The following is an 11076-nucleotide window of genomic DNA, read 5'->3' as shown; positions in this document are numbered from 1 at the left end:
GAGGTCAAGCCCGGCATGACCAGCAGGTTCGCCTCGCCCTTGAGGGTGGAGGACGGCAGCTTGCGCTGGCGCACCGCCTCGATCAGCGCCGTATCGGCCTGCATCTCGCCGTCGATCTCGAGTTCGGGCGCCCGGGCGTGGATCATGGCCAGTGCTGCGCGCATCCGCATCGTCACCGGCGTGTCGAAGTCGCCGAAGTCCGAATGCGCAACGAGCGCCACCTTGGGGGTCATGCCGAAGCGCTGCACATGGGCGGCGCACATCAGCACCGTGTCGGCCATCGCTTCTGCGGAAGGCTCGGCCTGCACATGCGTGTCGGTCAGGAACACGACGCCGCGCGAGGTGATCATCAGGCTCATTGCCGCAAATTCGCGCGCCCCGGGCGCCAGCCCGATGATGTCGCGGATGTGCCTGAGCTTGCCGCGGAAGCGCCCCTCGAGGCCGCAGATCATCGCATCTGCCTCGCCGCGCCGCAGCGCCAGCGCTGCGATGACAGTGGTCGAGGTGCGCACCAGGCTGCGCGCCGCATCCGGCGTGATGCCGCGCCGGCCGGCGATCTCCACATAGCTTGCCACATAGTCGCGGTAGCGCGGGTCGTCCTCCGGGTTCACGATGTCGAAGTCGCGGCCCGGCCGGATGGTGAGGCCATAGCGCTTGAGCCTGGTCTCGATCACCGCCGGGCGGCCGATCAGGATGGGCTTCGCGATCCCCTCCTCCAGCACCACTTCCGCCGCGCGCAGCACGCGCTCGTCCTCGCCGTCCGCATAGATGACGCGCTTCGGGTCCTTCTTCGCTGCGGCGAAGATCTGCCGCATCACGAAGCCCGAGCGGAACACGAAGCGCTGCAGCCGCTCGGCATAGGCCTCAAGGTCGGCGATGGGCCGCGTGGCGACCCCGCTCTCCATCGCGGCCTTCGCCACGGCGGGCGCCACGCGCAGGATCAACCGCGGGTCGAAGGGCGCGGGGATGAGGGAGTCCTTGCCGAACAGCCGCGCCTCGCCGCCATAGGCGCGCGCCACAACGTCCGACGGCGTCTCGCGGGCAAGCCCCGCGATGGCGTTGACGGCCGCGCGCTTCATCTCCTCGTTGATGGTCGAGGCGCCCACGTCGAGGGCGCCGCGGAAGATGTAGGGGAAGCAAAGCACGTTGTTGACCTGGTTCGGGTAGTCGGAGCGCCCGGTGCAGATCATGGCGTCCGGCCGGATGGCGGTCGCCTCCTCCGGCATGATCTCAGGCGTCGGGTTGGCCAGCGCCAGGATCAGCGGGCCGGGCGCCATCTGCTTCAGAAGCTCCGGCTTCAGCACGCCACCGGCTGACAAGCCGAGGAAAATGTCAGCCCCCGCCATCACCTCCGCGAGACTGCGTGCCGGCGTATCCTGTGCGAAGACCGCCTTCCAGCGGTCCATCAGCTTTTCGCGGCCCTTGTAGACCACGCCTTCAAGGTCGGTGACCCAGATGTTGGCGGCATCCGCCCCAAGGCTGACGAGCTGGTTGAGGCAGGCAAGTGCTGCAGCCCCGGCACCGCTGGCCACGATCTTGACCCTGGAAATGTCCTTGCCCGCCAGCATCAGCGCATTGGTCACCGCGGCGGCCACGATCACGGCGGTGCCGTGCTGGTCGTCGTGGAAGACCGGAATGTTCATGCGCTTGCGGAGCTGCTCCTCGATCTCGAAGCACTCGGGCGCCTTGATGTCCTCGAGGTTGATGCCGCCGAAAGTGGGTTCGAGGGCGGCCACCGTGCGCACCATGCCTTCGACCGAGGTTTCCGCCACCTCGATGTCGAAGACGTCGATGTCGGCGAACTTCTTGAAGAGCACGGCCTTGCCCTCCATCACCGGCTTCGCCGCCAGCGGCCCGATGTTGCCCAGCCCCAGCACCGCCGTGCCATTGGTGACCACGCCCACGAGGTTGGCCCGGCTCGTGTATTTCGAGACGAGTGCCGGGTCGGCGTGGATCGCCTCGGAGACGGCGGCCACCCCCGGCGAATAGGCCAGCGCCATGTCGCGCTGGTTGCCGAGCGGCTTGGTGGCGCGGATTTCAAGCTTTCCGGGCTTGGGTTCCGAATGGTAGACCAGCGAGCCTGACTTTAGGTCACTCGACATCGACGACGGCATTGGCAAATCCCTGTTGCTGGCCTCTTCTGGCCCCGAATTGCGTTGATTTGCAACCCTTTCGGACCCGGTGGCATTTCCGCGTTGATTGCAACCCCGGCAGGGCTACAATGTGACCATGCTGACGCCCCTCAAACCCGAAGTCCGCAAGGTTGACGACCTCGCCCACGAGGCGCGCCGCTTCCGCACCATCCTGTGGAGCTTCGAGAAAAATATCGAGCTCCTGTTCAAGGGCACCGGGCTGGCGGCGGAGGTCGACCATGCGGCGCTGGCGGAAGCCTTCTCGCGCTGGCGGCAGGCCTTCGACCAGACCAAGCACCTGGCCGACGCGGACCGCCGCGACTTCACCCTCTTTGCCGCCGGCATGATGTTGAAGGAGCTTCTCTCCTCCCGCCCCATCACCGCCATCGTGCCCGCTGAACTGGGCCTTCCAGCCCTCCCCGAAACCATCGACCACCGGCTGAAGCGCTGGCCGGAAGGCTATGCCTACACCAGCTTCTGCCTGTCGGTCGCCGCCGCCGTCCTGGGTGAGATGGGCGATGCCGAGCCCAGCGAATCAGGTGTCGCGGACGATCCCCGCTTCTGGGATTCCTTCCGGGAGAATGCGGCCGAGAACCCGGCCAACGCCATCGCCTTCTTCGACATGGTCGTCGGCATCCCGCCCAACTGGGACGCCCCCGACGTGCCCTGGATGCGCCGCACCTTCCTCGACCGCAAGAAGTCGCTCGAATCGGCAAAAGTCCAGGCAATCGAACAGACCTGACGGCAGCAAGGCTTGGGAGGAGCTGAAAACCATGGGGGCAACCCGGATTCTGATCGTTGACGACCACCCTCTGTTCCGCGAGGCGCTGAAACAGGCCATCTCCGGCGGGGTCGCAAACGCGTCGGTGTCACTCGCTGCTTCGCTCGACGCCGCCACCGCGATCCTCGGCAAGGAGGACGATTACGACCTCATCCTGCTCGACCTGCGCATGCCGGGCGTGCAAGGCCTTTCGGGCCTCATCTATCTCCGCGCGCAATATCCCAACGTCCCCGTCGTGATCATCACCGCAGCCGACGACCACGGCCTCGTCCAGAAGGCGCTGAACCTCAATGCCGCGGGCTTCATCCCGAAGACCTCAGGGATCGAGACCATCATCGCCGCCGTGAATACGGTGCTCAAGGGCGACATCTGGGCGCCCGACGGCTATGCCCAGCCCTCCACCGCCGACAAGGAAGGCGAAGACATCGCACGGCGCGTCGCCACGCTGACCGCCCAGCAGATCCGCGTCCTGATGATGCTGAAGGAGGGCCTCCTCAACAAGCAGATCGCCTATGAGCTGAATGTCTCAGAGGCCACCATCAAGGCCCATGTCTCGGCCATCCTTCAGAAACTCAACGTCTCAAGCCGCACCCAGGCGGTGATCGCCGCCAGCCGCATCGACGGCGTTCAGGCGGAGCACTGAGGAGCGGCACCGCCCTCGAGCCATCAATCCGTCATTCCGGCGCAAGCCGGAATCCAGCTTCGGGCACCAACCGCGCGGACGGAAAGCTGGATCCCGGCTTTCGCCGGGATGACGCCAATCAAAAAGTGACACCTGCACTTCGGCCCTCACCACCACATGCGGCACCGACCTCGACCCATCAATCCGTCATTCCGGCGAAAGCCGGAATCCAACTTCCGGCGGCAACTGCACGGACGGAAAGCTGGATCCCGGCTTTCGCCGGGATGACGGCAATCAAAAAGTGACACCTGCACTTCGGCCCTCACCACCACATGCGGCACCGCCCTCAACCCATCAATCCGTCATTCCGGCGAAAGCCGGAATCCAGCTTGGGGCGGCAACCGCGCGGACGGAAAGCTGGATCCCGGCTTGCGCCGGGATGACGGAAATCAAAAAGCTACACCTGCACTTCAGCCCTCACCGCCACATGCGACATGGCCGCCCGCAATGCCGCGGGCTTCAGCGGCTTTCTCAACAAATGCACGTCATGCGCAACCGCCAAGTCGGCGACAGCCGGCGTACGGTCAGCCGTGATCAGCACGGCGGGAATGGGCCGCCTCGCCCTTGTCCTCAGTGTACGGATGACGGTGATGCCATCCTCATTGTTCAGGTGGTAGTCGGCGAGGATCATGTCGATCTTGCCGTCTGCCGCGGCCAGCGCCTCGAGCGCCTGGTCGAGGCCCGTCGCCGTCTGGACGATGTTGCCCCATCCACTGAGGAGAAGCTGCATGCCCTCGAGGATCGGACGCTCATTGTCGATCACCAGCACGCGGAAGGTGCCGGCGAGGGCGGGCGGCTGCACCTTGCGGCGACGTGCCACCATGGCCGGTTTCACGCCCTCCGCCAGCGGAATGTCGATGGCGAAGGCCGATCCCCGGCCTGGTGTCGAGTTCACATGCACCGGCGCCTCCAGCACCTTGGCCATGCGCTCGACGATGGATAGGCCGAGCCCCAGCCCCGAGGTCCCGTCGCCGTCGGTGTGGAGGCGCTGGAACTCCTGGAAGATCACGCCGAGCTTGGACTGGGGAATGCCCGGCCCCGAGTCGTGCACCTCGATGCGGATCATGTTGCCGCGGCGGCGGCAGCCCATCAGCACGCGGCCTTCGCGCGTGTATTTGATGGCGTTCGACACGAAGTTCTGCAGCACGCGGCGCAGGAGCTTGCGGTCCGTGTTGAGGATGAGGCTTGATCCCACCACGGTGAACTTCAGCCCCTTCTTGCGCGCCGCGGGGCCAAACTCCAGCGCCAGCGCCTGCAGGATGTCGCCGATCCGGAAGGGCTGCACCTCCGCCTTCATGGCGCCCGCGTCAAGGCGCGAGATGTCGAGGAGTGCCGAGAGGATCTCCTCCACCGCCTCAAGCGATGAATCGACATTCCTGACCAGTTCGCCATCTTTCGAGCGCTTCATGCGCTCAACGAGTGTCGAGGTGAACAGCCGCGCCGCGTTCAAGGGCTGCAGGATGTCGTGGCTGGCCGCCGCGATGAAGCGGGTCTTCGAGAGGTTGGCGGCATCTGCCTCGGCCTTGGCGGTGGCCAGTTCCCCGTTCAGCCGTGTCAGTTCCGCCGTGCGCTCCGTCACCCGGCGTTCGAGCGATTCGTTCACGCGCTGCAGTTCTTCTGCGGCCAGCACGCTCTCGGTCGCATCGATCACGGTCACGACCACGCCGCCGTCCGGCATGGGGCTGGAGCGGAATTCGAAGACCTGACCCGTATCCATGCGCCGCTCGCGGAACACCTCATGCGTCAGCGCGATCCTGCGCACGCGGTCTTCGGCGGCTGTCCTGCCGCTTGCGGTGTGCGCGAGGAAGGCGTCGAGCACCTCGGTGATGGGCGTTCCCACCCGGTTGAGGTCGCTGCCCAGACCCAGGAACGTCTGCAGCGTCGAGTTCCAGCAGATCAGCGTCATGCCCGGCTCGAACACGGCAAGCCCCTGGTCCACGTTGTCGATCGCCGACTGCAGCAGGTCGCGGTTGTGCTGGATCGCGGCGGAGGCGTCGTCGAGCAGCCGCATGGCGCCGCGCGCATGGCTCGAGTGGCGCTCCAGCATCAGCGCGATGACGAGGCGCGCGGAGGCAACGCCAACAGCACTCGCCAGCAGGTGCTCCGCGAAGCGGATGAGGCGCACATCGGCCTCGCTGCCCTTGACCGGATTGGTTCCGATGTGGCCCTGCTGGGCGCGGAAACCTTCAAAAGCGGCGCGTGCCCGGTCAGCACCGATATAGCGCGCGACCGTGTCCTCCAGCCGGTCCGCCGTCACCGCGGTGCGCCACAGCTTAAAGCCGGTGCCGGAGCCTGGCTGGAAATCGCGGGCCACGAATTGCGCCGCCTGCACCCGCTCGATGGGGGTGGGCTGGCGCATCAGCGAGCCTGCCACATAGGCCGCCACATTGGCGAGCAGGCTCCAGAATACGCCATGCGTCAGCGGATTGAATTCCATGGCGAACAGCATGCGCGCCTTGAGCACGCCGATGCCGAACAGGCCCTCGTCGATGAAGCCCCGGCCGATCCAGCCAGCATCCGCGAAGGCGGGCAGCATCAGCGTGTAGAACCAGACGAGGAACCCCGCCGAAATGCCCCACATGGCGCCGCGCGCGGTGGCACGCTTCCACACCAGCCCGATGAAGAAGGCGGGCGCAAACTGCGCCACGGCGGCGAATGACAAGAGCCCCACCTGCGCCAGCGCGGAGGACGTGCTGATCATCAGGTAATAGGCATAGGCGAGTGCCAGCACCATGATGATGGCGAGGCGGCGGATGAGGATCAGCGTGCCGCCCATGTCCTTGTGCACGGTGGCGCGCTCCACCTGGCGGCGCAGCAGCAAGGGCACGACGAGGTTGTTGCACACCATGATGGAGAGCGCGATGCACTCGACGATCACCATGGCGGTCGAGGCCGAAAGGCCGCCGAGGAAGGCGATCAGCGCGAAGGTGGCGCTGCCCGCATGGACCGGCAGCGCCAGCACAAAGGTGTCGCCGTCGGCCGTGGGCGGCAGCAGCAGCAGCCCTGCCACCGCGATCGGGATAACGAACAGGTTGATGGCCACCAGATAGGCCGGAAACAGCCAGGCGGCGCGGCGGATTTCATCGCGGCTGGCATTCTCCACCGCCGCCACATGGAACTGGCGCGGCAGCAGGATGATGGCGAAGGCCGCCAGCAGCGTCATGGTCAGCCACTGGCCACCGTCCAGCCTGCCGTCAAAGAAGCCGGCCGTCGCGGTATCCGTCACCGCGCGCTCCAGGAAGGGACCGATGCCGCCCATCAGCCCGAACACCACGAAGGCCCCCACCGCCACGAAGGCCAGCAGCTTGACCAGCGATTCGACCGCAATGGCCAGGATCATGCCGTCCTGGTGCTCAGTCGTGTCGATGTGCCGCGTGCCGAACAGGATGGCGAACACGCCCATGGTGACGACGACCAGCAGCGACAGCCCGTCGAGGCCGGTCGACGGCCGCAGGATCTCGCGTGACCAGTCGGGCTCCGAGACCAGCACCTGCAGCGACACCGCCACCGCCTTGAGCTGGATCGAGATATAGGGCACGATCCCGATCACCGCGATCACCGCGACGAGCGCGCCCAACGCCTCGCTCTTGCCGTAGCGCGCGGAGAGGAAGTCGGCGATCGAGGCGATGTTATGCCGCTTGGTCAGCTGGGCGATCATCGCAAGCAGCTTCCAGCCCAGCAGGAAGACCAGGATCGGCCCGAGATAGATGGGCAGGAAGTCGAGCCCGCTGCGCGAGGCGATGCCGACGGAGCCGAAATAGGTCCAGGACGTGCAGTAAACCGCGATCGACAGGGCATAGATCAGCGGCCTGCCGCTCCGCGCGTTCCCCCTGAGCGCCATCCGGTCGCCATAGGTCGCGACAGCGAACAGTGCGCCAAGATAGAGAAGGCCCGCGGCCAATATGCCCCATTCACCGATCACGGGGGGCATGATCCGCCTGAAGTTCCGGCAAATCAAGCCCGGGGGCAGCGCCACACGCCACGCTGCCACCTGCGGCGAAAGGCTCCCGCCCCGCCCCCGATTGATTCAGGTCAATGCCCGCTTCTCCCGGTGCACGCATTCGTTGCTCTCGGATTATCTTCAGAAAGGGGGCTCCGATGGGGGCTGACACACTGGTTCAAGGGAGGACACCCTCGGGAGGTGGCGCCATGGCGATGATGGCGCTCTGGGCCGTTCTTGCCGTTCTTGCCATCACCATGGGCGCCAAGGCGGAGGACATGCCCTTCGCCATCCACATGTTCATCTTCGCCGCCGCCGCGATCCTGACGATCATCGTCAAGGCCCGCCGCTTCGGCCAGCCCGCTGCCGATACCTCGGGCTACATGGACGATGTGGTCCGCTGGGGGGCGCTTGCCACCGTGTTCTGGGGCGTTGTCGGCTTCCTCGTCGGTGTGGTCATCGCCCTGCAGCTGGCCTACCCCGCCTGGAACCCCGATCTCGAGTGGTTCAACTTCGGCAGGCTCCGGCCCCTTCACACCTCTGCCGTGGTCTTCGCCTTCGGCGGCAACGCGCTCCTCGCCACCTCCTTTTATGTGGTCCAGCGCACCAACCGCACCAGGCTGGCGCTGGGCAACCTCGCCTGGTTCGTGTTCTGGGGCTACCAGCTGTTCATCGTGCTGGCCGCCACGGGCTATCTCCTCGGCGTCACCAACGGGCGCGAATATGCCGAGCCCGAATGGTATGTGGATCTCTGGCTCACCGCCGTGTGGGTGGCCTATTTCCTCGTCTTCTTCGGCACGCTGCTGAAGCGCAAGGAACCCCACATCTATGTGGCGAACTGGTTCTACCTCGCCTTCATCGTGACGATCGCCATGCTGCACATCGTCAACAACCTGGCGATCCCCGTGTCGTTCTTCGGCTCGAAGAGCTATTCGATGTTCTCAGGCGTGCAGGACGCGCTCACCCAGTGGTGGTACGGCCACAATGCGGTTGGCTTCTTCCTCACCGCGGGCTTCCTCGGCATGATGTATTTCTTCATCCCGAAGCGCGCCAACCGGCCGGTCTATTCCTACCGGCTCTCGATCGTGCATTTCTGGTCGCTGATCTTCCTCTATATCTGGGCAGGTCCGCATCACCTGCACTACACGGCTCTGCCTGACTGGGCGCAGACCCTTGGCATGGTGTTCTCGATCATGCTGTGGATGCCCTCCTGGGGCGGCATGATCAACGGCCTGATGACGCTGTCGGGCGCCTGGGACAAGCTCCGCACGGACCCCGTGCTGCGCATGATGGTGATCTCGGTTGCCTTCTACGGCATGTCGACCTTCGAAGGCCCGATGATGTCCATCAAGTCGGTCAACTCGCTGTCGCACTATACGGACTGGACCATCGGCCACGTGCACTCCGGCGCGCTTGGCTGGGTCGGCATGATCTCGATGGCCTGCATGTATCACCTGATCCCGCGGCTCTGGGGCCAGAAGGAGGTCTACTCGCTCCGTCTCGTCAGCTGGCATGTGTGGCTCGCCACGCTGGGCATCGTTGTCTACGCCTCCGCCATGTGGGTGTCCGGCATCATGCAGGGCCTGATGTGGCGCGAGTACGATGCCAACGGCTTCCTCGTCTACTCCTTCGCCGAGACCGTCGAGGCCATGCATCCCTACTACGTCATCCGCACCGTCGGCGGCCTGCTCTTCCTCGTGGGTTCGCTGATCATGGTCTACAACATCTACCGCACCATCAGGGGCTCCCAGCCCGTGACGCAGCCGGTCGGCATGATCTCGGCAGCGGCATAAGAAGAAGGACATTTGGTGCCATGAAGCACGAAACACTCGAAAAGAACGCCACGCTGCTGCTGATCTTCAGCTTCCTCGTGGTCACCATCGGCGGCCTCGTCCAGATCGTGCCCCTGTTCTATCTCCAGAACACGATCGAGAACGTGGAGGGCATGCGCCCCTACTCGCCCTTGGAACTCGCCGGCCGCAACGTCTACATCCGCGAGGGCTGCTATGTGTGCCACAGCCAGATGATCCGCCCCTTCCGGGACGAGGTCGAACGCTATGGCCACTATTCGCTGGCGGCTGAATCGCAATACGACCACCCCTTCCAGTGGGGCTCCAAGCGCACGGGGCCGGACCTCGCCCGCGTCGGCAACAAATATTCCGACGACTGGCACAAGGAGCACATGGCGAACCCGCGCAACGTGGTGCCGGAATCGATCATGCCCGGCTTCGCCTTTCTTCTCGACAAGGAGGTGCAGGTGAAGGGCTTCGGCCGCCACCTCGCCGCCCTGAACCTCACCGTCAACAACGGCAAGGGCGCCATGTACCGCCCGGAGGACATCGAGAACGCCGAGGCCGACATGATCGCCCAGGCGACCGGCGAGAATGCCGAAGGCCTGCTCGCGCGCTACCCCAAGGCGCTGGCCCGCAACTTCGACGGTGATCCCCGCATCACCGAGATGGACGCGCTCATCGCCTATCTCCAGATGCTCGGCACGCTGGTCGATACCGCGGCCTTCACGCCCGAATTGTCACGGTGAGCGGCATGGGACACTACGATACGCTGCGGCACTTCGCGGACAGCTGGGGCCTTCTCGCCATGTTCGTGTTCTTCATCGCCATGGTCCTCTTCGTGTTCAGGCGGGGCTCGAAGGCCCGCTACGAGGAGGCCGCACAAATCCCTCTCAGGAACGGTTCCGAGGATCAGGATCAATGACCACCAACATCGAGAAAGACGACATCTCCGGAACATCGACCACCGGCCATGAGTGGGACGGCATCAAGGAACTAAACACGCCGCTGCCCAGATGGTGGCTCTACACTTTCTACGGCACGGTGATCTGGGCAATCGGCTACACCATCGCCTATCCGGCCTGGCCATTGCTCACCTCGGCCACACCCGGCCTCCTCGGCTATTCCTCACGCGGCGCAGTGGCCGAGCAGATCGATGCCGCGCGGGCCGCCCAGAAGGAGAACCTCGACAAGATCGCCGCGGCAAGCGTTGACGATATCCTGAAGGACCCGAACCTGCTGGCCTTCGCGCAAGCCGGCGGTGCGGCCGCCTTCAAGGTCAACTGCGTCCAGTGCCACGGCTCGGGTGCGGCGGGCTTCGTGGGCTATCCCAACCTCAACGACGACGACTGGCTGTGGGGCGGAACACCCGAGGCGATCTATGTGACGCTGAAGAACGGCATCCGCTACGCCGAGAATGCCGAAACGCGCGACTCCCAGATGCCGGCCTTCGGCGCTGACGGCATCCTCTCGCCGGAGCAGGTGGCCCAGGCCGCGTCCTACGTGGTCTCGCTTTCGGGCGGTGAGGCAGACCAGGCGATGGTTCAGGCTGGCCAGCCGATCTTCGCCGAGAACTGCGCCGCCTGCCACGGCGAGACCGGCATGGGCGGGCGCGACTTCGGCGCCCCCAACCTCACCGACAAGATCGCGCTCTACGGCGCAAACTTCGAGGAGGTAAAGGCGCAGATCGTCAGGCCGCGCCACGGCGTCATGCCCGGCTGGTCGCACCGTCTGGACGATGCAACAATCAA

Annotated in this window: 8 protein-coding genes; 6 read left to right on the top strand and 2 right to left on the bottom strand. The window is 65.3% G+C overall.

The window, feature by feature from the left end; genetic code table 11:
* Positions 1 to 2114 (bottom strand): NADP-dependent malic enzyme (locus ACILRA_RS12755; protein ID WP_395662474.1); only part of this gene is annotated, 2114 nt, incomplete at its 3' end.
* Between the two features lie 115 nt (positions 2115 to 2229).
* Here ACILRA_RS12755 and ACILRA_RS12750 point away from each other — a divergent pair.
* Positions 2230 to 2874, top strand: a complete 645-nt coding sequence (locus ACILRA_RS12750; RefSeq protein WP_395662473.1) for a hypothetical protein — start codon at positions 2230 to 2232, stop codon at positions 2872 to 2874.
* Positions 2875 to 2905: 31 nt separating this feature from the next.
* Positions 2906 to 3556 (top strand): response regulator, encoded by a 651-nt coding sequence (locus ACILRA_RS12745; protein ID WP_395662472.1) that lies wholly within the window; start codon positions 2906 to 2908, stop codon positions 3554 to 3556.
* Between the two features lie 436 nt (positions 3557 to 3992).
* On the opposite strand, the gene ACILRA_RS12740 is transcribed toward ACILRA_RS12745, so the two are convergent.
* Positions 3993 to 7526, bottom strand: coding sequence for a NahK/ErcS family hybrid sensor histidine kinase/response regulator (locus ACILRA_RS12740; protein WP_395662471.1), 3534 nt, complete (start codon positions 7524 to 7526; stop codon positions 3993 to 3995).
* Positions 7527 to 7693: 167 nt separating this feature from the next.
* Here ACILRA_RS12740 and ccoN point away from each other — a divergent pair, with 167 nt between their 5' ends.
* The 4 genes from ccoN to ccoP form a co-directional block, all read left to right on the top strand.
* The gene (gene ccoN / locus ACILRA_RS12735; RefSeq protein WP_395662470.1) at positions 7694 to 9328 is read left to right on the top strand and encodes a cytochrome-c oxidase, cbb3-type subunit I; all 1635 of its coding nucleotides are present in this window, start codon (positions 7694 to 7696) and stop codon (positions 9326 to 9328) included.
* Between the two features lie 20 nt (positions 9329 to 9348).
* On the top strand, positions 9349 to 10074 hold the full coding sequence (gene ccoO / locus ACILRA_RS12730; RefSeq protein WP_395662469.1) for a cytochrome-c oxidase, cbb3-type subunit II: 726 nt from the start codon (positions 9349 to 9351) through the stop codon (positions 10072 to 10074).
* 5 nt (positions 10075 to 10079) lie between these two features.
* The gene (locus tag ACILRA_RS12725) at positions 10080 to 10250 is read left to right on the top strand and encodes a cbb3-type cytochrome c oxidase subunit 3 (RefSeq protein ID WP_395662468.1); all 171 of its coding nucleotides are present in this window, start codon (positions 10080 to 10082) and stop codon (positions 10248 to 10250) included.
* The coding region (gene ccoP / locus ACILRA_RS12720) for a cytochrome-c oxidase, cbb3-type subunit III (RefSeq protein ID WP_395662467.1) at positions 10247 to 11076 on the top strand (830 nt) is incomplete at its 3' end. The genes ACILRA_RS12725 and ccoP, both read left to right, overlap by 4 nt.

This window comes from Aestuariivirga sp., assembly GCF_044239095.1.
GTDB lineage: Bacteria > Pseudomonadota > Alphaproteobacteria > Rhizobiales > Aestuariivirgaceae > Aestuariivirga.
The sequence above is the reverse complement of the archived record's forward strand: the minus strand, read 5'-3'. Positions and strand labels throughout refer to the sequence as shown.

Bases quoted from the DNA above. Each gene is read 5' to 3' on its own strand.
- ACILRA_RS12725 (WP_395662468.1), top strand. From the start codon at position 10,080: ATGGGACACTACGATACGCTGCGGCACTTCGCGGACAGCTGGGGCCTT.
- ACILRA_RS12750 (WP_395662473.1), top strand. From the start codon at position 2,230: ATGCTGACGCCCCTCAAACCCGAAGTCCGCAAGGTTGACGACCTCGCC.
- ACILRA_RS12740 (WP_395662471.1), bottom strand. From the start codon at position 7,526: ATGCCCCCCGTGATCGGTGAATGGGGCATATTGGCCGCGGGCCTTCTC.
- ACILRA_RS12745 (WP_395662472.1), top strand. From the start codon at position 2,906: ATGGGGGCAACCCGGATTCTGATCGTTGACGACCACCCTCTGTTCCGC.
- ccoO (WP_395662469.1), top strand. From the start codon at position 9,349: ATGAAGCACGAAACACTCGAAAAGAACGCCACGCTGCTGCTGATCTTC.
- ccoN (WP_395662470.1), top strand. From the start codon at position 7,694: ATGGGGGCTGACACACTGGTTCAAGGGAGGACACCCTCGGGAGGTGGC.